Genomic DNA, 21,083 nt, shown 5'->3' on the forward strand with positions numbered 1-21,083 from the left:
CCTTTCCTTGTCGGAGCGATTTCGCGCGACCTTCCGGCGGCGCGGCGCGGCATTCGTGCTGGCGCTGATCGTCGAGCTGCTGATCGCGCTGCTGCTGCTGGGGCTGATCCCGACGATCACGCCGAAGGAGAAGCCGAAGACCGTGACCTTCGGCATCAGCACGAACGAGGGCAAGGAGCCCGCATCGAAGGAGCAGGCCAAGGCCAAGGCCAAGGCGAAAGCCGAGCAGGGCGACAAGCCCGAGCCGCAGCCCCAGCCGGTGAAGCCCGAGATCGTTCCTCCGCCGCCGGTGCCCGAGGCCAAGCAGCCGCCGAGCTTCGTGGTGCTGACGCGGCAGGACTATGCGGCGGGCGACATTTCCCGGGCGAAATCGAGCGGGCCGATGTCGACGGCGGATGCGGGCAGCGCGGACAATGGCGGATCGCCCGGCGCGGGCGACAGCGAGACGGCGGGCAAGGGGCCGCATGGCGAGACGCTGTACGCCGCCGAATGGTATCGCCGGCCGCGGGATGCGGAGCTTTCGCCCTATATCCCCGAACGCGCGCGCGGCGTGGAGGGCTGGGGCGAGATCGCGTGCCGCACGGTGGCGCGCTATCATGTGGAGGACTGCCAGGAGCTGGGCGATTACCCGCGCGGATCGGGCTATGCCGGCGCGGTGCGCCAGGCGGCATTCCAGTTCCTGGTGAAGCCGCCGCGGGTGAACGGGCAGCTGCAGGTGGGAACCTGGGTCCGGATCCGGATCACCTATACCCAGCATGGCGGGGAGTGAGCGTCCGCCGCCGGGGCCGATGTTGCACGGGAACGGACCGTTTCTTCGCTCCGCTTTAACCGGAATCATGGAAATGGCGCTATGAATCAGTAACATCAATCCATTCTGGGCCCTGGAATGACCGGCGTCGTTTTCCTCCTGATCGTCAATGTCGCCGTGACGGGGTTCTTCGCGGCGGCCTTTGCGGCGGTGGCGCTTATCGGTCCGGGGCAGCGCAGGGCGTTCTGGTTCGCCGGCGCCTATGGGGTGGGCATGCTCACGCCGCTCAGCGAGTTCCTGCTGCCGCTGAGCCCCATCCCGGAACCCTTCGCCTTCATCAGCTATGCGAGCTTCCTCGGCGGCCCGCTGTTGATCCCGATCGGCCTGGCCGCCGTCCATGACGCGCCCCGGCCGTGGCGGGCCTTCTGGATCATCCTGGGGGGCGGGATCGGGCTGCGGCTGGTGATCTGGCACTGGGATCGCGGCAGCCTTCCCTATGAGCTTGCCTATCAGCTTCCCTTCGCGCTCGGCGCGATGCTTGCGTCGCGCACCATCCTGCGCCTGCCGGAGCGGCGTCCCCTCCATATCGCCGTTGCGATGCTCTTTGCCCTGATCGCGCTGCAGTTCCTGGCGAAGCCGTTCCTCGCGATGGCGTTCGGCTCGGGGAGCACGGCCGCGACCTATGTGCGCAGCACCTATGCGATCATCTCGCAGGCGAGCACCGCCGTGCTGCTCGTCGCGGCCGGGCTGCTGCTCCTGCTGATCGTCGTCCAGAAGGCGATCGGCGATTCGCAGGCGGCATCGGAGACCGATACGCTTTCCGGCCTCGCCAACCGGCGCGGCTTCGATCGGCAGGGGCAGCGCCTGATCGCGCGCGCCGCCCGCGACCGCCTGCCGCTCTCGGCGATCCTGTTCGACCTCGATCACTTCAAGGGGATCAACGATACCTATGGCCATGCCATGGGCGACGCGGTGATCGCTTCCTTCGGCGACCTGCTGCGGCGCTCCGCGCCGCAAAGCGCGGTCGTGGGGCGGATCGGCGGCGAGGAATATGCCGTGCTGCTCCAGGAAACCGTGGGCCAGATGGCGTGGCTCAAGGCGGAGGCGATCCGCGTCGCCCTGCCCGCAACGGCCGATGCCGGGCTTCCGCGCGTCACGGTGAGCGGGGGCGTCGCCGAATGGGAGCCGGGAGAGAGCCTCGCCGACCTGATGCGCCGGGCGGACAGGGCCTGCTACGACGCCAAGGGCGCCGGCCGGAACCGCGTGCACAGCGCGGATGCCGGATCGGTCGCCGCGCTGTCCGTCCTGCCGCACAACCGGGCGGCCTCGGCGATCTGACCGGACGGCGGGGGCTTGCCCCGAAGCGGCGATCGGTGATCCCTTTTTGTTCTTTCCATGTAGGATTTCGTCCGATAGCTGGTTCGCTCCTTTCTGGCGGGGGCGAGTCGTGGCGGGTTCCAAGGGGCGGGGACGTTGGTCGGCGGCGGCGCGGGAGGCATTCCTGGCGTCGCTTTCGGGGCAGGGGCATGTGCGGCATGCCTGCGCGGCGGTGGGGATGACGGTGGCCTCCGTCTATCAGCTTCGCGGGCGCGATGCCGGGTTCGCGAGCGCCTGGGATGCGGCGCTCGATCGGGCGCGGGCCGCGCGCGCGGCGCGGCAGAGCGCGCTGATCCTGCGCAATCCCGCGCTGCCCGGCCATCGCATCCGCCGTGACGGCTGGACCGGGGCGCGGCTGGGCATCTTCCTGCGCGCGCTGGCCGAGACGGGGTGCGTGCGCGACGCCTGCAAGCGCGCGGCGATCTCCTCGACCTCGGCCTATCGGCTGCGCATGGCCCGGCCGGATTTCGCCAGGGCCTGGCAGCGCGCGCTCGACAAGGCCGCGCCGACGATCGAGCAGGCCGCCTTTACCCGCGCGGTGGAAGGCTGGGACGAAGTGGTGACGCGCGACGGGCGGGAGCTTTCGCGGCGGCGGCGCTATTCGGATTCGCTGTTGCGGCTGCTGCTCCAGCGCGGCGACCTGACGGATCGCGGCACGCGGATGAGGGAGCAGGAGGATGCGCCATCGAGGGTGGGGTGGGTGCGCCACCGCGGCGGCGTGGAGGTGCGCAGAATCGCGACCGAAGAGGAAACCAACGCGGCGCTGATGAAGAAGCTGGCCGTGCTGGAACGGCAGCTACGCGAAGAGCAGGCGCAAGAAGCGGCGGCGCAACGGGAAGAGGGATCGGCGCATTGGAAAGCGGAATGGGAGCGGTGGAAGGCGGGCGGGAGCGCGCCGGACGCGCCGGCGCCCGACGGGCCGCAATTGCGGCTGATCGGACCGAAGTGAGCGCCGCGCCCCCGCCCCGCCTCAGCCGCGCGTGGCGATGGCGTAGAGCGCGATCGCGGCGGCGTTGGAGATGTTGAGGCTCTCCACCTTGGGCGAGATCGGCAGGCGGGCGAGCTCGTCGCAATGCGCCTCGGTGTTCTGGCGCATCCCTTCGCCCTCGGCGCCGAGGACCAGCGCGATGCGGCCCTCGCCCATCACTTCGGCCAGCGTGCCCTTGGCATGGCCGGTCAGGCCGATGCGCCAGAAGCCGGCCTCGCCGATCTCGTCAAGCGCGCGGGCGAGATTGACGACGCGGACCCAGGGCACCGTCTCCAGCATGCCCGAGGCGGAGCGGGCGAGCGCGCCGCTCTCCGGGGGGGCGTGGCGATCCTGGGTGATGATGCCGAGCGCGTCGAACGCCGCCGCCGAGCGCAGCACCGCGCCGACATTGTGCGGATCGGTCACCTGATCGAGCACGACCAGCGGGCGGCGATCGCCGGCACCCTGATCGAGCAGGTCGCCGAGCCAGATCTCCTCCAGCGGCTCGACTTCGGCGACCAGCCCCTGGTGCGGCGCGTCGTGCGGCACCAGCCGGCCGAGATCGGCGACGTCGGCAAAGGTGATCGGGATCACCGGCGGGATGTCGAGCGAGGCCAGCGCCTCGCGCGTGCCCCAGAGCTTCCGGACCGTCCGCTCGGGATTCGCGAGCGCGGCGAGCACCGCGTGGCGGCCGTAGAAACGGGGCCGCGACGCGGGTGCCTGGCTCGGGCGATGACCGCGCTTCGCCATCAGTTCGCCTGGAACGGGTAGAAGCCGTCATTGGGCTTCGGCTCGGTCGCCACCGGCACGCGCGGCAGCGGCTTGTCGGCATTGGCGGCCTCGACCAGCATCGCCGCCAGGATGATCGCGCCCTCGCGCATGTCGTCGGCCTTCAGGTGATCGAAGGTGTCGACATTGGTGTGGTGGACGGTCGATCCGTAATCGAGCGGATCCTGGATGAACTGGAAGGCGGGGATGCCGACCGCGTCGAAGAAGACGTGATCGGTGCTGCCGGTGCGCGCGGTGACGACATGATCGGCATCGAGCGAGGCGAAGGGGGCCAGCCAGTCGCGGAAGATCGGCACCACCGCGAGATTGCCCTGGGTATAGATGCCGCGCAGCTTGCCCGAGCCGTTGTCGATGTTGAAATAGGCGGCGAGCTTGGAATGATCGGCGAGCGGCGTGATCGGGAAGGCGCGGCTCCAGCCCATGTAGCGGGCGGTGCCGCTCAGATCCTTGGGCACCGGGCGCGTGGCGACATGGTTCTCGACATAGCTCATCGAGCCGAGCAGGCCCTGCTCCTCGCCCGCCCAGAGCGCGAAGCGGATCGCGCGGCGGGTCTTGATGCCCGACGCCTTGATGATGCGCGCGGCCTCCATGACCATCGAGACGCCGGCGCCGTTGTCCGCCGCGCCGTCGCCCATCGCCCAGCTGTCCATATGCGCGCCGGCCATCACATAGCCGGCCTTGGGATCGGTGCCGGGGATGTCGGCGAGGATGTTGTACGCCTTGGTGTCGCTGTCGTCGAAGCTGTTGGCGGCGCTGAACTCGACGGTGGGGGCGGCGCCCATCTTCGCCAGGCGGGCGAGGCGGCGATAATCCTCGGCGGCGATCTCGAAGGCCGGGAGCGGCGGCGTGGCGCCGACCTGGAACTGGCTGTTCTGGCCGTGGATCAGCTTGTTGTTGCGGCTCGACATGGTCGCATAGGCGAGCGCGCCTTCTTCCTTCAGGAAGGCGTCGCGCGCGGCCGTGAAGGCGGCGCGGTTGGGGCGGCGATTCGCCCCGCTTTGGCCGTTGGGTAGCTCGAACTTGTCGCGATTGGCGATCTCTTCCTCGGTCCAGCGCTTGAAGGGGGCATCGGTGGCCTCGGCGGGATCGGCGGGCTCGCTGACGAGCACGATCGCGCCCTTGAGCTTGCCCTTGTACTGCGCGAACGCGGCCTCGTCGGCGAGGGGGGCGAGCACGACCGGCGCGGCGACCGGGCCGTTGGTGCCGGGCGTCCAGGCGAGCGGGGCGGCGGTGAGCATCAGCGGACGGGGCGAGACCATGCGCAAGGTCGCGCCCTGGCTCGTCCAGCCGCGGCCGAACTCGAAGCCTTCCTTGTGGACGTTCACCAGGCCCCATTCGCGGAACTTGGACTGGGTCCAGTCCTCGGCCTTGCGCATGCCGGCCGAATTGGTGAGCCGGGCGCCGATCACGTCGGTAAGATATTGCGCGATGCGCATCACTTCGGAGCGGTTGGTACCTTCGTCGACGATGCGGTCCACCGGGGTGGGCGCGGTGGTCTGGGCGGCGAGCGGGGCGGCGACGGCGAGGGCTGCTACGAGAGCGATGGGAAGACGGCGCATGGGACTCCTTGGGCGGCGAGGCGTGGGAATCGTGCGACGCTATGCGTGACGAAGGCTGCGCGCAAGGCGTTGACAGGGCGCTTCGAGCCCGGCAATGGACCGCGCTCGCTGATTGGCGCCTATGGACAGGTGGCCGAGTGGTTAAAGGCAGCAGACTGTAAATCTGCCCGTGCAAGCGTACGCTGGTTCGAATCCAGCCCTGTCCACCATACTTCTCCCGCGGGAGAGCCCCCGCAAAATCGCCGGCCGCCCGCATCGGGCGAAACGGGATTGCCGCACATCCGTGTTATCCTTCAGCTTCGAACGGCCTTTGGACAGGTTCCGGGTGGGAGGGACGTCATGACGATCAGTGCCACACAACTGGCTACGCTTTCGGGCAACCAGCGCGCCTGGGGCGAACGCTGGAACGAGCAGATCACGGCCTGGCACGCGAGCATCGGCCCGCAGATGCAGTCGCAGATCGACCGGATGATCGCCGACAAGGATCTGGCGCTGGTGGCGGCGCTCACCGACATCGTGCGAATCATCCGCGGCGAGGCCCCCATGAACAGCGGCCAGGGCGACAATGCGTCGACCGGCGCCGGCGGCATCGGCGGCGAGAAGATCGCGACCAAGGAAGTCGCCGAGCCGACCGGCGCGGTCGTCAAGGGAAAGCCGGTCACGATCAAGCACCGGCCGATCTGGAGCTATCGCTTTCCCTACCTCAACAAGAACCGGCTGAAATCGGCCGGCGGCGACGGGATCTGGCGCGTCATCCTGGACGACAGCCGGACGCGCGTGCTGGGCATCTTCGATTATCACGGCAGCGGGATGACCGCCTGGCATGGGCAGGGCGGGAGCAAGAATACGGCGCAATAGGAGGCGTGCGTTCGGCGTGGATGCCCCGGCGTCCATGGTCACCCCGGCCGCTCTTCCGCGAGCGAGCCCCTCCAAGCTTCGAGCGGCTTTCCCGGCCATGCGGCGGATCCCGGCACTTCGGCCTGGGTGACGGGAGAAGCTTGACGCCTGCCGGTTACTGCTCGCGCATGGCCTCGCCCGTCCAGCGGACGAAGCGCTCCGGCATGTCGTCGATGGGGCCGGGCTCCAGCGCCCGGTCGCGGAACTCGACGAGCTGGAGGATGTGATCGAGATCCCGCACGCTGGCCGCGTTCTCGCCCTCCCGGATCGCCGCCTCGATCTGGCGGATCAGCGCATCACGCGCCGAGGCGCCATGGGCCAGCAGCGCCGCATCTGCACGTTCCAATAGGATGGCGAGCGGCGTCACGCGATTTTCCTGCCCCCAAGGATGAAGGCGCGGTCATATCCATAATGAACATACCTCTGCAATCGCCAAATTATTTCGGCTACGAAACGACACAGGCACGGGAATTTCCCTACCCCGGAGTTTTCCGGACTTGTTTACAGGGTAGTGAATAATCCATTGTGGATATATTGAAACACGAGTGCACCGGGCGATGAGCAACAATGGAGACGGCATAGAGACCGTCTGCAAGCATCTGGCGGAAGCCATAGCGCTTCTCGATCGTGCCGGGGAAGATATGGAGGCCGCGAATCTGTCGCTTTCGCTCGAGCGACTGACGTCGAAATACGACGTCAGTCGGCAGCGGGGTCCGCTAGGCGATTCAGAATGACTCCGAGCAGCCCGTCGAGCGCCTGAGCGGTTTCCTCGCTCAGCTCCAGAAAGGTGAAGCGCCTGTCGCTGGGCATGCCGTGCTTCACTACCATCCCGCGCTTCGCCAGCGCATTGATCCAGCGCAATGCCGTGGTGGTGGGCACGCCCGAGGCGGTGCAGGCCGCGGACGTCGATACGCTCTGGCCCTCGGCCCGGTTCACATAGAGATCGAGCAGGATGTTGAGCGCGGGATTGGCGAACAGGTCCGGGTTGAGATGCGTCTCCAGCAGGCCGCGCGCCCAGAGGATGAGGCGCGCAAGCTCAAGCGGCGTAAGGCCGGGGGCGACCGCGACGGCCGGCGCAGCCTTCACCTTGCCGGCGACTTCCGAGAACAATCGCTTGATGTCGGTAAGCCGCTCGTCGAACTCATGCTGTAGATCGGGCCGGTGGTTTCCCACGCGTTCCTCCATTTCAGGAGTGAAGTAAGGTACGCAACCGGCCCAGATCAAAGGTGAGGGTGCGTATGAGGTCACCTCTCAAGACGAGAGAATCGTTTCGATCGGACATCGATTATATGCATCGACTGCCGGATCGCAGCCCTAGCCTGCTGTACCGTAATGGGACATTTGCCCACGGATCAATGGACTAGGGGCGCATTTGGGCGCCGGGCCGGTGCAACTATGCGCCGGGATGATGCCCGGACCGGACGGCGGCGCCGCGATCGGGGCCGCGGCCGCGACGGGCCAGCGGCCGTGGTCGTTCGAATCGTCTCTTGCGTTTCGCCTGCATTGCGCTGTCCCCACCCCCGATTGAAACGCATGCAAAACAATGCCGGAGCGACGGATGCAACACGGATAGGGGGTAAACGGGAGGTTACCGACGCTTTGCGGTTACAGAACGGCCGCGACCAGCTGGCGGAAAGCATCGGCGCGGTGGCTCATCGCGTGCTTGGCCGCGGGCTCCATCTCGCCGAAGCTGACGGCATGGCCCGCGGGCACGAACATGGGATCGTAGCCGAAGCCCCGGTCGCCGCGCGGCGGCCAGACGAGCGTGCCGTCGACGCGGCCCTCGAACCACTCGACATGGCCGTCGGGCCAGGCGAGCGCGAGCGCGCAGACGAAATGCGCGTCGCGGCCGGTTTCCGGGGGCAGCTGCGCGAAACGATCCTCGACGCGCTGCATCGCGAGCGCGAAATCGCGACCTTCGCCGGCCCAGCGGGCGGAGAAGATGCCGGGTTCGTTGTTCAGCGCCTCGACGCACAGGCCGCTATCGTCGGCGAGCGCCGGCAGGCCGGAGAGATCGGCGGCCTGGAGCGCCTTCAGCTCGGCATTGGCGACGAAGGTGGTGCCGGTCTCCTCGGGCTCGGGCAGGTCGAGCTCGGCGGCGGAGACGGGCTCGATGCCATAGGGGCCGAGCAACTCGCGGATCTCGCGCACCTTGCCCGCATTGTGGCTGGCGATCACCAGCCGGCCGGGGACCAGCTTGCGGATCGCCTGGGGGGTGTCGCCTTCGCCGCTCATTGCACGGCCTTCAACTGCGCTTCGAAGATCCGGTTGCATCCGATCCGCGCGAGGCGGAGCAGGCGGAGCAGCCCTTCCTCGTCATAGGTCGCGCCTTCGGCGGTAGCCTGGGCCTCGGCGATCTTGCCGTCGGCGAGCAGGACGAAATTGGCGTCGGCATCGGCCGTGCTGTCCTCGGCATAATCGAGATCGAGCACCGGCGTTCCCTGATAGATGCCGCAGCTGACCGCCGCGACCTGGGTGAGGATCGGATCCTGCTCCAGCTTGCCCTCGGCGAGCAGCTTGTCGACGGCGATGCGCAGCGCGACCCAGGCGCCCGAGATCGCCGCGGTGCGGGTGCCGCCGTCCGCCTGGATCACGTCGCAATCGAGCGTGATCTGGCGCTCGCCGAGCAGCTTGAGGTCGGTGACGGCGCGCAAGGAGCGGCCGATCAGCCGCTGGATCTCCTGGGTGCGGCCGGACTGCTTGCCCTTGGCCGCCTCGCGCTGGCCGCGCGTATGGGTGGCGCGGGGGAGCATGCCATATTCGGCGGTGACCCAGCCCTCGCCCTTGCCGCGCAGCCAGGGCGGCAGGCGATCCTCGACGCTGGCGGTGACGAGCACGCGGGTATCGCCGAAGCCGATCAGCACCGAGCCTTCGGCATGGCGCGTGAAATGGGGCTCGATCGTGACAGTGCGCATTTCGTCGGGGGCGCGGCCGGATGGGCGCATCAGCTTCATTCTCCTGTAAGGTCGGCCCCGGCACCTAGACGGCTCGCGACCAACGCGCCAGTCTCGGCGGACGATCCCGGGGAGAACGACATGCGGCAATGGGTCATCTTGGGTGTGGCGGCGGCGGCGCTCGGCGGGTGCATTCCGCCCGGACGCGGGCCGGGGGAGGCCGGAGGTCCGGTCCCGATCGAAGGCGATTCGATCACCTATGCGACGGGGCCGTGCTTCGGCGCCTGCCCGGTCTATTCGGTGACGGTGCGGCCGGACGGGAGCGGCGTCTTCACCGGCATGCGCTTCACGGCGGTCAGCGGCGAGCGGCGCTTCACGCTGACGCGCGCGCAATATGACGCCTTCGCGGCGCGGCTGGCGCCCTATCGGCCGGCGAGCGGCCGGGTGCGCTATGCACCGGGCGAACCGAACTGCGGCCAGGCGGCGACCGACATGCCGAGCCTCGACATCACCTGGACGCGCGCGATCGGGGACAGCCAGAGCCTGTACTTCTATTTCGGCTGCGACAGGGAGAAGAACCGGGCGATGGGGCAGGCGCTGGGCGGCGCGGCGGATGCGCTGCCGATCGCGGCGTTGATCGGGGCGCGGCCTTGATCCGACTTCTCCCTCTCCCGCTTGCGGGAGAGGGTCGGGGTGAGGGTGAGTGGGGTGCGATCGAGAGTGCATTGCACTGAACCCTCTCCCGCAAGCGGGAGAGGGCTAAAGAAGTGCGAAAGGTTGGCGTGGCGGCGGCTTGCGTTACATAGGCGTTGCATGATTACGCCGCCCATCCACGAACTGACCGACCGCGCGCGCGATGTGTTCCGCATCGTGGTCGACTCCTATCTGGAAACCGGCGTGCCGGTGGGATCGCGGACGATCGCGCAGATTTCCGGGCTCAACCTGTCGCCCGCCTCGATCCGCAACGTGATGCAGGATCTGGAGGAGCTGGGCCTGCTCGCCGCGCCGCATACCAGCGCGGGGCGGATGCCGACCGAGACCGGGCTGCGCCTGTTCGTCGACGGGATGATGCAGGCGAGCGCGCCCAGCGCCGAGGAACGCGCCGCGATCGAGGCGCGCGCCGGGCAGGAAGGGCCGGTCGAGGAAGCGCTGGCGAGCACCACCCTGGCGCTTTCGGGCCTGTCGGCCTGCGCGGGACTGGTGCTGGTGCCCAAGCGCGAGCCGGTGCTGCGCCAGTTCGGCTTCGTGCCGCTGGGCGGCGACCGCGCGCTGGCGGTGCTGGTGGGCGATGACGGATCGGTCGAGAACCGGGTGGTCGAGCTGCCGCCGGGGATGGACCCGGTATCGCTGCAACAGGCGACCAATTATCTGAGCGCGATGCTCGCCGGCCTGACCCTGAGCGAGGCGCGGCGGCGCATCGAGCGCGAGATACGCGAGGAGCGGGCGGCGCTGGACAGCGCGGCGCGCGCGCTGGTCGAGCGGGGGCTGGCGGTGTGGAGCGAGGACAGCGGCCACCGCCCGGTGCTGATCGTGCGGGGGCAGGCGCGGCTGATCGACACCGCCGCCGCCGAGGATCTGGATCGCGTGCGGCAATTGCTTGACGAGCTGGAAGGGAAAGAAGAGATCGCCCGGCTGCTCGACAGCGCGCGCGAGGGCGAGGCGACGCGAATATTCATCGGATCGGAGAACAAGCTCTTTGCGTTGTCCGGATCGTCGGTGATCGCGAAACCTGTGCGGGCACTGGACGGGCGCGTGGTCGGCGTGGTGGGCGTGATCGGCCCGACGCGGTTGAACTATGCGCGTGTCGTGCCCATGGTGGATTTCACTGCTGCAACATTGGCCCGATTGCTGGCCTGACTATCTGGAAGAACATGTCGGAAGAGAAGAAGATGGACGTCGAGAACGCGGAAAACCTGCGCGAGGAAACCGCGGAAGCCGCGCCCGAAGTGGCGGAACAGGATCGCGCTGCCGAGCTGGAGGCGCAGCTTGCCGAGGCGCAGGCGGCGGTGCTCTATGCTCAGGCCGATCTCCAGAATGTCCGCCGCCGCGCCGAGAAGGAAGCGCAGGACGCGCGCAACTATGCCGCGACCAGCTTCGCGCGCGACATATTGTCGGTGGCCGACAATCTCTCCCGCGCGCTGGCGGCGATCCCGGCCGAGCTGCGCGCCGACGACAAGCTCAAGGGGCTGGTGACGGGCCTGGAAGCGACCGGGCGCGAGCTCGATTCGGTGTTCGGCCGCCACGGTATCTCGAAGATCGTCGCGGTGGGCGAGGCGCTCGATCCCAATCGCCACCAGGCGATGATGGAGATGCCCTCGGCCGATGCCGAGCCGGGCACCGTCGTCCAGGAGATCCAGACCGGCTATATGATCCGCGACCGGCTGCTGCGCCCCGCGCTGGTGGCCGTGGCGAAGAAGCCGGATTGATTTAATCCTCCCCGGCACGGGGAGGATCTCAGGAAGATAGTGGCGTCGTCAGCCGCTTCTCCCTATCTGCGCCTTCATGCCCGGTCGCTTCGATTCCGTCCCCCATCGCCGTGCCCTGATCGACCGGCGGGCCGTTGCCGAGCGGCTCGCCGCGGTCGAGGGCAAGGACGTGGCGGCGCTGCGCAAGGCGGCGACGGCGGAATTGAAGGCGGCGCTCGATACCGGGCGGGCCGAGATCGAGCGGCGGCTGGAGGAGCATCCCTCGCGCGGGATCGAAATCGCCGCGGCCGGCGCCTTCCTGACCGACCAGATATTGCGGCTGCTGTGGGACTTCACCGTCGAGCGGCTGCACCCCAATTCCAATCCCAGCGCCGGCGAGCGCATGGTGCTGATCGCGGTGGGCGGATACGGCCGCGGCGAGATGGCGCCGCATTCGGACATCGATATCGGCTTCCTCACCCCCTGGAAGGTCACCGGCTGGTGCGAGCAGGTGATCGAATCGATGCTCTATTCGCTGTGGGACATGCGGCTGAAGGTGGGGCATTCGTCGCGCTCGCTCGACGAGATGGTGCGCCAGGCCAAGGCGGACGTGACGGTGTGCACCGCGCTGCTCGAGGCGCGCTATGTGTGGGGCGACACCGATCTGTATGACGAGGCGGCGCAGCGCTTCAAGACGGAGGTGCAGGCCGATACCGCGCGCGGCTTCATCGCCGCGAAGCTCGCCGAGCGCGAGGCGCGGCACAAGAGGATGGGCGACAGCCGCTATGTCGTCGAGCCCAATATCAAGGAAGGCAAGGGGGGCTTGCGCGACCTGCACACGCTCTTCTGGATCGGGAAATACGCGTACAATGTCCGCGAGCCGGCCGAGCTGGTCGAGGCGGGGCTGCTGACCAAGCTGGAGTTCCGCCAGTTCCGCCGGGCCGAGAATTTCCTGTGGGCGGTGCGCTGCCAGCTCCACCAGATCACCGGCCGCGCCGAGGACCGGCTGACCTTCGACGTCCAGCGCGAGATCGCCGAGCGGATGCGCTTTTCGGACCGGCCGGGCATGTCGAAGGTCGAGCGCTTCATGCGCTTCTACTTCCTCCAGGCGAAGGTGGTGGGCGACCTGACCGGCGTGTTCCTGGCGCATCTGGATGAGAAGTTCGCCGCGCGCGGGCGGCGCTTCGGGTTGCCGGCGCTGTGGCGGGGGCGGCGCAAGCTGAGGGGCTTCGTGCTCGATCGCGGGCGGCTGGCGCTGCCGAGGGACGATTTCTTCCGCGGCGATCCGGTGCGGCTGATCGAGATGTTCCAGCTTGCCGACCTGCATGGGCTGGAGATCCACCCGCTGGCGATGCGCGCCGCCAATCGCGACGCCAAGCTAGTCGACGAGGTGCGCGACGATCCGCGCGCCAACGCGCTGTTCCTCGACGTGCTGACCTCGCGGCGCGATCCCGAGACGGTGCTGCGCTGGATGAACGAAGCAGGGGTGTTCGGGCGGTTCGTGCCGGACTTCGGCCGCGTCGTCGCGCAGATGCAGTTCGACATGTACCACCATTACACGGTGGACGAGCATTCGATCCGCGCGATCGGGCTGGTCAGCCGGATCGAGAAGGGCGCGCTGAAGGAGGATCATCCGCTCGCCACCGAGATATTCGAGCATGTCGCGTCCAGGCGGGCGCTCTATGTCGCGGTGCTGCTGCACGATATCGCCAAGGGGCGCGGCGGCGACCATTCGATCCTGGGCGCCGAAGTCGCCCATCGCCTGTGCCCGCGGCTGGGGCTGACCCCGGCCGAGACCGAGAATGTCGCCTGGCTGGTGCGCTGGCATCTGCTGATGTCGGCGACCGCGTTCAAGCGCGACCTGAGCGACTTCAAGACGATCCTCGATTTCGCCGAGCAGGTGCAGAGCGCCGAGCGGCTGCGGATGCTGCTGATCCTGACGATCGTCGACATCCGCGCGGTGGGGCCGGGCGTGTGGAACGGCTGGAAGCGCCAGCTGCTCGGGACGCTGTTCGAATCGGCCGAGGAAGTGCTGCGGCTGGGCCATAAGCAGAAGGGCCGGGGCGAGCGGATCGCCGCCAAGCAGGAGGCGCTGGCCGAGGCGCTGGGCTGGAACGAGACGCGGATGGCGGCGCTCCGGAAGCGGATGCCCGAATCCTATTGGATCGCCGAGCCGCTCGACGTGCTGGAGCGCAATGCCCGGCTGGTGGACGCGGCGGGGGATTCGCAGCTCTTCATCGAGGCGCAGGTCTATCCCGATCGCGGCGCGTCGCTGGTGACGGTCTATGCCTCCGACCATCCGGGGCTGTTCTACCGGATCGCGGGAGCGATCCATGTCGCGGGCGGCAACATCATCGATGCGCGCATCCACACGACGCGCGACGGCATGGCGCTCGACAATTTCCTGGTCCAGGATCCGCTCGGCGGCCCGTTCGACGAGCAGGCGCGGCTCAACCGGCTCAAGACCGGCATCGCCGATGCGCTGGCCAATCGCGCGCGGCTTTCCGAGCGGCTCAAGACCAAGGCCGCGCCGCGGCTGCGCTCGGATGCCTTCGCCATCGAACCGAATGTGTTCATCGACAACAAGGCTTCGAACCGGTTCACCGTGATCGAAGTCAATGCGCGCGACCGGCCGGCGCTGCTCTACGGGCTGGCGCATGCGCTGTTCCAGTCGAAGGTGACGATCCATTCGGCGCATGTCGCGACCTATGGCGAGCGCGCGGTCGACACCTTCTACCTGACCGACCTGATCGGTGATAAGATCACCTCGGCGTCGCGACTGAAGACGATCGAACGGCGCCTGCTCGAGGCCGCCGCGGGCGAGGAGGTCGCCCAGGCCGCCTGAGACAGAAGGAACACGCATGCCGGTAATCGGAATGGGCGGCTATTTCTTCCGCGCGAAGGATCCCGAAGGACTGAAGACCTGGTATCGCGAGACTTTGGGCGTGGGCGGCGGCTGCGGGCGCGACGAGACCGGCGAGTCGAGCGAATGGTTCTGGTATCCCGAGCCGGGGCCGATCGTGTTCGAGCCGTTCAAGGCCGACAGCGACTATTTCGCGGCGGACAGGCAGGTGATGCTGAACTTCCGCGTGCGCGACATGGATTCGCTGCTGGAGCAATTGAACGCGCTGGGGATCGACATCCTCACCAAGGACGAATGGGACACGCCCGAGACCGGGCGGTTCGCGCGGATCCACGATCCCGAGGGCAATCCGATCGAGCTGTGGGAGCCGCCGGCCGCCTGATGGTCAGCGGCCGGTCATCGCCTCCAGCCGCTCGGGATAGCGATTGCCTTCGACGGCGATCTTCGCGGCGGCATCCTCGATCTCGCCGAGATCCTGCGGCGTCAGCACGACATCGGCGGCGGCGATATTCTCTTCGAGGCGGCTGAGCCTGGTCGTGCCGGGAATGGGCACGATCCAGGGTTTCTGCGCCAGCAGCCAGGCCAGCGCGATCTGCCCCGGCGTCGCCTGCCTGGCGGCGGCGATCCGGCCGAGCAGATCGACCAGCGCCTGGTTGGCCCGCATCGCGTCGGGCTGGAAGCGCGGCAGGCCGCTGCGGAAATCGTCGCTGGCGAAGCTGGTCGTCGCGTCGATCTTGCCGGTCAGGAAGCCACGGCCGAGCGGGCTATAGGGCACCAGGCCGATGCCGAGCTCCTCCAGCACCGGGATCACTTCGGCTTCCAGGGGCCGCCACCACAGCGAATATTCGCTTTGCAGCGCGGTGACCGGCTGGACGGCATGCGCGCGGCGGATCGTCTGGACACCCGCTTCGGACAGGCCGAAATGCCGCACCTTGCCTTCGCGGATCAGCTCGCCGACCGTGCCGGCGACATCCTCGATCGGCACGTCGGGATCGACGCGGTGCTGGTAGAAGAGATCGATCACGTCGGTCTTGAGCCGCTTGAGCGAAGCGTCGGCGACCGCGCGGATATGCTCGGGCCGGCTGTTCAGGCTCGGCGCGCCGCGCGAGCCGACGCCGATCGCGAAGCCGAACTTGGTGGCGAGGACGACCCGGTCGCGCACCGGCGCCAGCGCCTCGCCGAGCAGCTCCTCATTGGTGAAGGGGCCATAGACTTCGGCGGTGTCGAAGAGAGTCACGCCGCGTTCGACCGCGCCGCGCAGTAGCGCGGTCATCTCGGCCTTGTCCTTGGGCGGGCCGTAGGAATAGCTCATGCCCATGCAGCCAAGCCCGAGCGCCGAGACTTCGAGGCCGCTCTTTCCCAATATCCGCTTCTGCACAGGATCTCCTAACCGCCGGGCACCGCGAGTGGTTCGGCAGCGGGGGCGGCCGGCGGCAGCCCCCGCATCGCGGTCATTTGGGCGCGATCACCATCAGCATCTGGCGACCTTCCATGCGCGGATAGCTCTCGATCTTCGCGATCTCGGCGGTGTCGCCCTGAACGCGCTGGAGGAGCTGCATGCCGAGCTGGCCGTGCGAAAGCTCGCGGCCGCGGAAGCGGAGCGTCACCTTCACCTTGTCGCCCTCGCCGATGAACTTGTGGATCGCCTTCATCTTCGTATCATAATCATGATCGTCGATGTTCGGACGCATCTTGATCTCCTTGATCTCCTGCGTCTTCTGCGATTTGCGGGCGAGGTTCGCCTTCTTCTGCGCCTCGTACTTGAACTTGCCGACGTCGAGGAACTTGGCGACGGGCGGATCGGCATTCGGGGACACTTCGACCAGGTCGAGGCCAACCGACTGCGCCTGCTCCATCGCCTCGCGCGTGTACATCACGCCGAGATTCTCGCCGTCCTGATCGATCACCCGGACTTTGGGCGACTGGATGAATTCGTTGAACCGCGGACCATTTAGCGGGATTTGTGGCGCCATCGGGCGCCGGGTCATGGGAGGACGTATAAGACTTGCTCCTGAATCGTTCTTGCTACAGCCCGCCAATATAGGCGTCATGCGCCGAATTTGGAAGCGGCACCGGCATCGCCGTACCGCAAATGAATCGGAGGACGCGGGCGGCCGTGCCCCGCCGATCGATCAATCGAGCGCGTCGAGGCGGATCGCAATGCCGGGCAGGAGCAGGGCGGCGACCGAATCATGCGCCTCATATTCCTCGACATCGGTATAGGCGCCGTCGACCGGCGCGCGATGGACGCGGATCGTGTTGCGCACCGCATCGACCACCCAATAATCGCGGACGCCGTGCGCGGCGTAGATCGGCGCCTTGACCTTCAGGTCATAGGCGATCGAGCTGTCGGCGACTTCGATCACCAGCAGCAGATCGGGGCCGCGGACCTGGCGGGGCAGAATGCCGCGGTTCCAGACCGCGAGATCGGGCTCCACCAGCGTATTGCCCGAAAGCGTGACCGAGGCTTCGATGTAGAGGCGCGCGTCGCCGGCGAGCGCCGGAACGATCGCCCGGTTCAGCCGCGACTTGGTGATCTCGTGCCAATCCGCCTTGGCCGCCGCCATCGGCACGATCTCCCCGTCGATCAGCTCGAAATTGTCTCCCTCCTTCAGCACGCCGGCCGCGGTCAGGTCATAGACCTCGTCGACCGTCAGCCGGGCGGGAAGCAGGCCTTTGCGGACATTCTGGAAGAGCGTCATGGCCGCAAAGCTATCACGAAGCCGATCAGCCCACCAGATCGGGCGGAGTCGCCTCCGCCGCCAGCTTGGCCACGACCTCGTCCAGGCTCAGCATCTGCTGGCCCTGGCTGCCCAGGACGCGCAGCGCCACGGTGCCCTCGTCCGCCTCGCGCTTGCCGACGACGAGCAGGTTGGGAACTTTGGCCACCGAATGCTCGCGGACCTTGTAGTTGATCTTTTCGTTGCGCAGATCGGTCTCGACGCGGATGCCCACGGCCGCCAGCTTCGCCGCGACCTGCTTCGCATAGTCGTCGGCATCGGAGACGATCGTCGCCACCACCGCCTGGGTCGGCGCGAGCCATGCCGGCAGCCTGCCGGCGAAATGCTCGATCAGAATGCCGATGAAGCGCTCGTAGCTGCCGAAGATCGCGCGGTGGAGCATCACCGGGCGATGGCGCTCGCCATCCTCGCCGACATAGCTGGCGTCGAGCCGCTCGGGCAGCACGCGGTCCGACTGGATCGTGCCGACCTGCCAGGTGCGGCCGATCGCGTCGGTCAAATGCCACTCCAGTTTGGGCGCGTAGAAGGCGCCTTCGCCGGGCAGCTCCTCCCAGCCATATTCCGGCGTGGCGAGCCCGGCACGGGCCACGGCGTCGCGCAGCTCGGCCTCAGCCTGGTCCCACATCTCCTCGGTGCCGAAGCGGTTGTCCGGGCGCAGCGCCAGCTTGATCGCGTAGGTGAAGCCGAAGTCGCGATAGATGCGGTCGGCCAGGCGGCAGAACGCCTGCACCTCGTCGACGATCTGGTCCTCGCGGCAGAAGATGTGCGCGTCGTCCTGGGTGAACTGGCGGACGCGCATCAGCCCGTGCAGCGCGCCGTGCGGCTCGTTGCGGTGGCAGCAGCCATTCTCGTAGAGGCGCAGCGGCAGGTCGCGGTACGACTTGATTCCCTGGCGGAAGATCAGGACGTGCGCCGGGCAGTTCATCGGCTTGAGCGCCATCCACTCGGCGTCGTTCGAGACGATCGGGCCTTCGTCCTCGGTGTTCGGCACTTCGTCGGGGATGACGAACATGTTCTCGCGATACTTGCCCCAATGGCCGGACTGTTCCCATTGGCGGGCGTCCATCACCTGCGGCGTCTTGACCTCGTTATAGCCGGCCGCGTCGATCGCGCGGCGCATATAGGCCTCCAGCGCGCGCCAGATGACGAAGCCGTTGGGGTGCCAGAAGACCGAGCCGTGCGCTTCCTGCTGGAGGTGGAACAGGTCCATCTCCTGGCCGAGCTTGCGGTGGTCGCGCTTGGCGGCTTCCTCGAGGCGGGTCAGATGCTCGTCGAGCTGCTTCTTGTTGAGCCAGCCGGTGCCGTAGATGCGGCTCAGCATCGCGTTCTTCTGGTCGCCGCGCCAATAGGCGCCCGAGACGCGCGTCAGCTTGAAGGCGTTCGGATCGACCTTGCCGGTGGAGGCGAGGTGCGGGCCGCGGCACATGTCGAGCCAGGCGTCTGCGCCCTTGCCGGCGCGATAGACGGTCAGTTCCTCGCCCTCGGGAAGCTCGGCGGCCCATTCGGCCTTGAAGCTCTCGCCTTGCGCCTTCCAGCGCGCGATCAGATCCTCACGGCTCCAGACTTCGCGGATCAGTGGTTCGTTGGCGGCGATGATCCTGCGCATCTCCGCCTCGATCGCCGGCAGATCCTCCTCGGTGAAGGGGCGGTCCTTGGGGGCGAAATCGTAATAGAAGCCGTCGTCCGTGGAGGGGCCGAAGGTGATCTGCGTGCCGGGGAAGAGCTTCTGCACCGCTTCGGCGAGGATATGCGCATAGTCGTGGCGCACGAGCTCCAGCGCGTCGGCTTCGTCCTTCGCGGTGATGAGGGCGAGGCTGGTGTCGCCTTCGAAGGGGCGCATGATGTCGCGCACTTCGCCGTCGATGCGCGCCGCCAGCGCGGCCTTGGCAAGCCCCGGACCGATCGCCGCGGCGACGTCCGCCGGGGTAGTCCCCGGGGCTACCTCACGGACGGAACCGTCGGGCAGCGTAATGCGGAACATCTCGGACACGGGACTGGGACTTTCTGGTTGGGTGTTGGAAGAGCGCGGCTTATGCCTTTGCGGGTACAATATAGGCAAGCCGTATGACCATTGCACATCGCGCGACTGCGATCCTGCCGTGCAGCGACCTGGAGCGGAGCACCGGCTTCTATGCGCGGCTGGGCTTCGCGCTGGTGAGCGATCATGGCCATTACCGCATCCTCTCCGACGGCAGGGGCTGGGATCTGCATCTGCGCGTGGAGGATATGGCGGCGCTCCAGGCGCCGCTCAATCCGTTCGGGCTCTATCTCTATGCCGAGGATGTCGATGCGGTGGCCGAGAAGGTGCGCGAGCTGATCATCGAGCCGGGCGCGCCGCATGCGAAACCCTGGGGCATGTACGAGTTCGCGGTGAGCGATCCCGACGGCGTGCTGGTGCGCGTGGGGCGGCTGCTGGCTTGAGCGCGGGCGAGGCGGAGCGGCTGATCGGGGCCGCGGCGCAGCTTGCGCAGGGCGGGGATGCCGGCCGGGCGTTGCAGGCGCTGAGCCGGGCGCTCGACCTGGCGCCGGAGATTGCGGCGGCGCCCTATGCGGCGCTGGTTTCGCAGATCACGCCGCGTGGGTATTTCGCGAAGCTCGATCATGATCTGCGGGTGTGCCTGGCGGCGGAAAGCGTCGATCCGCAGACGCTGGCGCGGGTGACGGCGCGGTTGCTGCTGCTCAAGCCTGACGCGGGAGATGGCGAGGCCGATCCGCTCTGGGTCGCGTTCCTCACGCGCTGCATCAATGTCGATGCCGGGATGGAGGCGCGGCTGGTTGCGATGGCGGAGGCGCCGGGGGGGCTGCGGGAGGCTTTGGCGGCGCAGGCGTTCGCCGGCGAATATGTGTGGGGCGGCGAGGCGCTGGGCGTGCCGGCGGGCGCCGTTGCCGAGCTGGCCGAGGAGCAGGCGCTGGCCGGTGCGTTGCCGAGCCTGGGGGAGTTGGGGGATCGCGTCTCGGCGGCGGTGCGGGCGCAATATGAGGCCAATCCCTATCCGCGCTGGCGCGCGCCGCCTGCTCCACGGCGGGTTCTTGTGCGGGAATTGCTGCGCAGCATGGGTGGTATGCCGGGCGAGTCCGTGGCGGTGCTGATCGCGGGATGCGGGACGGGGTATGAACCGATCGATCTGGCGCGGACCGATCCTTCGCTGTCGATCACGGCGCTCGATCTCAGCCGGGCGAGCCTGGCCTATGGGCAGCGCATGGCGGCGGCGCTGGGCGTCGGGAACGTGTGGTTCGTGGCGGGCGATCTGCTGGAGGCGGCGCGGCTGGGGCAGCGCTTCGACTTGGTGAGCAGTACCGGGGTGCTGCACCATATGGCGCGGCCCGAGGAGGGGCTTGCGGCATTGGTTGGCGTGCTCAGGCCGGGTGGGCTGCTGCGGATCGCGCTCTACAGCGAGCGGGCTCGGGGCTGGGTGCGGGCGGCGCATCGGGTGATTGCCGAACGCGGCTGGGAGGCTACGGCGGAGGGCATCCGTGCGTTCCGGGCGCATGTGCTGGCGCTGCCGGAGGGGGCGGAGCTGGCGCGGCTGAGGGAGAGCGACGATTTCTACACGCTGAGCGGGTGCCGCGACCTGTGCTTCCATGCGCAGGAGCATTGGTATCGATTGCCGCAGGTGGCGGCGATGTTGCGCAGTGTGGGGTTGGAGCTGGTGCGGTTCGATGCGCCGCCCGAGGCGATGGCGCTGTTTCGGGGCGATCCGCTCGACCTGGCGGCTTGGGACGCGCTGGAGGAACGGCATCCGCTGCTGTTTGCGGGGATGTACCATTTCTGGTGCCGGCGGGTGGATAGATAACTGATTGCGGGTCGCCATACAGTATCCTGTGTGGTGACCACCCCCCGTC

The 21,083-nt window shown here is 68.0% G+C and carries 21 protein-coding genes and 1 tRNA gene; 12 read left to right on the plus strand and 10 right to left on the minus strand.

The window, feature by feature from the left end; all coding sequences use genetic code 11:
* Window positions 1-7: 7 nt before the first annotated feature.
* The 3 genes from HB724_RS13455 to HB724_RS13465 all read left to right on the plus strand — a co-directional run bounded on the left by HB724_RS13455 (window position 8) and on the right by HB724_RS13465 (window position 3,074).
* A complete protein-coding gene (locus HB724_RS13455) occupies window positions 8-769 on the plus strand; it encodes a hypothetical protein (protein ID WP_256731510.1) in 762 nt (253 codons plus the stop codon).
* 117 nt (window positions 770-886) lie between these two features.
* Window positions 887-2,086, plus strand: a complete 1,200-nt coding sequence (locus HB724_RS13460; protein ID WP_213981457.1) for a GGDEF domain-containing protein — start codon at window positions 887-889, stop codon at window positions 2,084-2,086.
* A 109-nt stretch (window positions 2,087-2,195) separates the two neighbouring features.
* Window positions 2,196-3,074, plus strand: coding sequence for a hypothetical protein (locus HB724_RS13465; protein ID WP_213981458.1), 879 nt, complete (start codon window positions 2,196-2,198; stop codon window positions 3,072-3,074).
* A gap of 21 nt (window positions 3,075-3,095) precedes the next feature.
* Here the strand turns inward: HB724_RS13465 and rlmB are convergent, their stop codons facing one another.
* Window positions 3,096-3,842: a 23S rRNA (guanosine(2251)-2'-O)-methyltransferase RlmB gene (rlmB, locus tag HB724_RS13470; protein WP_213981459.1), complete on the minus strand. Its 747-nt coding sequence runs from the start codon at window positions 3,840-3,842 to the stop codon at window positions 3,096-3,098.
* On the minus strand, window positions 3,842-5,440 hold the full coding sequence (locus HB724_RS13475; RefSeq protein ID WP_213981460.1) for a M20/M25/M40 family metallo-hydrolase: 1,599 nt from the start codon (window positions 5,438-5,440) through the stop codon (window positions 3,842-3,844). Before HB724_RS13475 ends, rlmB begins: the two co-directional genes overlap by 1 nt.
* Before the next feature lie 123 nt (window positions 5,441-5,563).
* Here HB724_RS13475 and HB724_RS13480 point away from each other — a divergent pair.
* Both HB724_RS13480 and HB724_RS13485 read left to right on the plus strand, forming a co-directional pair.
* Window positions 5,564-5,649, plus strand: a tRNA-Tyr gene (locus HB724_RS13480).
* Window positions 5,650-5,779: 130 nt separating this feature from the next.
* Window positions 5,780-6,298, plus strand: coding sequence for a hypothetical protein (locus HB724_RS13485; protein ID WP_213981461.1), 519 nt, complete (start codon window positions 5,780-5,782; stop codon window positions 6,296-6,298).
* Between the two features lie 154 nt (window positions 6,299-6,452).
* Here the strand turns inward: HB724_RS13485 and HB724_RS13490 are convergent, their stop codons facing one another.
* The 4 genes from HB724_RS13490 to rph form a co-directional block, all read right to left on the minus strand.
* Window positions 6,453-6,704, minus strand: a complete 252-nt coding sequence (locus tag HB724_RS13490; protein WP_213981462.1) for a hypothetical protein — start codon at window positions 6,702-6,704, stop codon at window positions 6,453-6,455.
* Between the two features lie 329 nt (window positions 6,705-7,033).
* Window positions 7,034-7,510, minus strand: a complete 477-nt coding sequence (locus HB724_RS13495) for a transcriptional regulator (RefSeq protein ID WP_346344728.1) — start codon at window positions 7,508-7,510, stop codon at window positions 7,034-7,036.
* A 432-nt stretch (window positions 7,511-7,942) separates the two neighbouring features.
* Window positions 7,943-8,572 carry an RdgB/HAM1 family non-canonical purine NTP pyrophosphatase gene (rdgB, locus tag HB724_RS13500; protein ID WP_213981464.1) on the minus strand — a complete coding sequence of 210 codons (630 nt, stop codon included), beginning with the start codon at window positions 8,570-8,572 and terminating at the stop codon, window positions 7,943-7,945.
* Window positions 8,569-9,282, minus strand: a complete 714-nt coding sequence (gene rph / locus HB724_RS13505) for a ribonuclease PH (protein WP_213981489.1) — start codon at window positions 9,280-9,282, stop codon at window positions 8,569-8,571. Before rph ends, rdgB begins: the two co-directional genes overlap by 4 nt.
* A gap of 90 nt (window positions 9,283-9,372) precedes the next feature.
* On the opposite strand from rph, the gene HB724_RS13510 reads away from it, so the two are divergent.
* The 5 genes from HB724_RS13510 to HB724_RS13530 all read left to right on the plus strand — a co-directional run bounded on the left by HB724_RS13510 (window position 9,373) and on the right by HB724_RS13530 (window position 14,881).
* Window positions 9,373-9,885 (plus strand): DUF6438 domain-containing protein, encoded by a 513-nt coding sequence (locus HB724_RS13510; protein ID WP_213981465.1) that lies wholly within the window; start codon window positions 9,373-9,375, stop codon window positions 9,883-9,885.
* A gap of 159 nt (window positions 9,886-10,044) precedes the next feature.
* The gene (hrcA, locus tag HB724_RS13515) at window positions 10,045-11,088 is read left to right on the plus strand and encodes a heat-inducible transcriptional repressor HrcA (RefSeq protein WP_213981466.1); all 1,044 of its coding nucleotides are present in this window, start codon (window positions 10,045-10,047) and stop codon (window positions 11,086-11,088) included.
* 14 nt (window positions 11,089-11,102) lie between these two features.
* A complete protein-coding gene (grpE, locus tag HB724_RS13520; RefSeq protein ID WP_213981467.1) occupies window positions 11,103-11,657 on the plus strand; it encodes a nucleotide exchange factor GrpE in 555 nt (184 codons plus the stop codon).
* A 76-nt stretch (window positions 11,658-11,733) separates the two neighbouring features.
* On the plus strand, window positions 11,734-14,481 hold the full coding sequence (locus HB724_RS13525; RefSeq protein ID WP_213981468.1) for a [protein-PII] uridylyltransferase: 2,748 nt from the start codon (window positions 11,734-11,736) through the stop codon (window positions 14,479-14,481).
* Window positions 14,482-14,497: 16 nt separating this feature from the next.
* Window positions 14,498-14,881, plus strand: coding sequence for a VOC family protein (locus HB724_RS13530; protein WP_213981469.1), 384 nt, complete (start codon window positions 14,498-14,500; stop codon window positions 14,879-14,881).
* Between the two features lie 3 nt (window positions 14,882-14,884).
* Here HB724_RS13530 and HB724_RS13535 read toward each other — a convergent pair whose 3' ends face one another.
* The 4 genes from HB724_RS13535 to thrS form a co-directional block, all read right to left on the minus strand.
* Window positions 14,885-15,877 (minus strand): aldo/keto reductase, encoded by a 993-nt coding sequence (locus HB724_RS13535; RefSeq protein ID WP_213981470.1) that lies wholly within the window; start codon window positions 15,875-15,877, stop codon window positions 14,885-14,887.
* Between the two features lie 73 nt (window positions 15,878-15,950).
* Window positions 15,951-16,487 carry a translation initiation factor IF-3 gene (gene infC, locus HB724_RS13540; RefSeq protein WP_213981471.1) on the minus strand — a complete coding sequence of 179 codons (537 nt, stop codon included), beginning with the start codon at window positions 16,485-16,487 and terminating at the stop codon, window positions 15,951-15,953.
* Window positions 16,488-16,631: 144 nt separating this feature from the next.
* Window positions 16,632-17,201 (minus strand): Uma2 family endonuclease, encoded by a 570-nt coding sequence (locus HB724_RS13545; protein ID WP_213981472.1) that lies wholly within the window; start codon window positions 17,199-17,201, stop codon window positions 16,632-16,634.
* Between the two features lie 25 nt (window positions 17,202-17,226).
* Window positions 17,227-19,221 carry a threonine--tRNA ligase gene (gene thrS / locus HB724_RS13550; protein ID WP_213981490.1) on the minus strand — a complete coding sequence of 665 codons (1,995 nt, stop codon included), beginning with the start codon at window positions 19,219-19,221 and terminating at the stop codon, window positions 17,227-17,229.
* An 83-nt stretch (window positions 19,222-19,304) separates the two neighbouring features.
* Here thrS and HB724_RS13555 point away from each other — a divergent pair, with 83 nt between their 5' ends.
* Complete coding sequence (locus tag HB724_RS13555) at window positions 19,305-19,661, plus strand: VOC family protein (protein ID WP_213981473.1); 357 nt, start codon at window positions 19,305-19,307, stop codon at window positions 19,659-19,661.
* A complete protein-coding gene (locus tag HB724_RS13560; protein WP_213981474.1) occupies window positions 19,658-21,034 on the plus strand; it encodes a class I SAM-dependent methyltransferase in 1,377 nt (458 codons plus the stop codon). Before HB724_RS13555 ends, HB724_RS13560 begins: the two co-directional genes overlap by 4 nt.
* Window positions 21,035-21,083: the final 49 nt, after the last annotated feature.

Origin of the sequence: Sphingomonas sp. dw_22 (assembly GCF_018449795.1) — a bacterium.
Lineage (GTDB): Bacteria > Pseudomonadota > Alphaproteobacteria > Sphingomonadales > Sphingomonadaceae > Sphingomonas.

Coding starts and splice junctions, on each gene's coding strand:
- HB724_RS13530 (WP_213981469.1), top strand. CDS start 14,498: ATGCCGGTAATCGGAATGGGCGGCTATTTCTTCCGCGCGAAGGATCCC.
- infC (WP_213981471.1), bottom strand. CDS start 16,487: ATGACCCGGCGCCCGATGGCGCCACAAATCCCGCTAAATGGTCCGCGG.
- HB724_RS13475 (WP_213981460.1), bottom strand. CDS start 5,440: ATGCGCCGTCTTCCCATCGCTCTCGTAGCAGCCCTCGCCGTCGCCGCC.
- HB724_RS13510 (WP_213981465.1), top strand. CDS start 9,373: ATGCGGCAATGGGTCATCTTGGGTGTGGCGGCGGCGGCGCTCGGCGGG.
- HB724_RS13485 (WP_213981461.1), top strand. CDS start 5,780: ATGACGATCAGTGCCACACAACTGGCTACGCTTTCGGGCAACCAGCGC.
- hrcA (WP_213981466.1), top strand. CDS start 10,045: ATGATTACGCCGCCCATCCACGAACTGACCGACCGCGCGCGCGATGTG.
- HB724_RS13460 (WP_213981457.1), top strand. CDS start 887: ATGACCGGCGTCGTTTTCCTCCTGATCGTCAATGTCGCCGTGACGGGG.
- rlmB (WP_213981459.1), bottom strand. CDS start 3,842: ATGGCGAAGCGCGGTCATCGCCCGAGCCAGGCACCCGCGTCGCGGCCC.
- HB724_RS13525 (WP_213981468.1), top strand. CDS start 11,734: ATGCCCGGTCGCTTCGATTCCGTCCCCCATCGCCGTGCCCTGATCGAC.
- thrS (WP_213981490.1), bottom strand. CDS start 19,221: ATGTTCCGCATTACGCTGCCCGACGGTTCCGTCCGTGAGGTAGCCCCG.
- rdgB (WP_213981464.1), bottom strand. CDS start 8,572: ATGAGCGGCGAAGGCGACACCCCCCAGGCGATCCGCAAGCTGGTCCCC.
- HB724_RS13555 (WP_213981473.1), top strand. CDS start 19,305: ATGACCATTGCACATCGCGCGACTGCGATCCTGCCGTGCAGCGACCTG.
- rph (WP_213981489.1), bottom strand. CDS start 9,282: ATGCGCCCATCCGGCCGCGCCCCCGACGAAATGCGCACTGTCACGATC.
- HB724_RS13545 (WP_213981472.1), bottom strand. CDS start 17,201: ATGACGCTCTTCCAGAATGTCCGCAAAGGCCTGCTTCCCGCCCGGCTG.
- grpE (WP_213981467.1), top strand. CDS start 11,103: ATGTCGGAAGAGAAGAAGATGGACGTCGAGAACGCGGAAAACCTGCGC.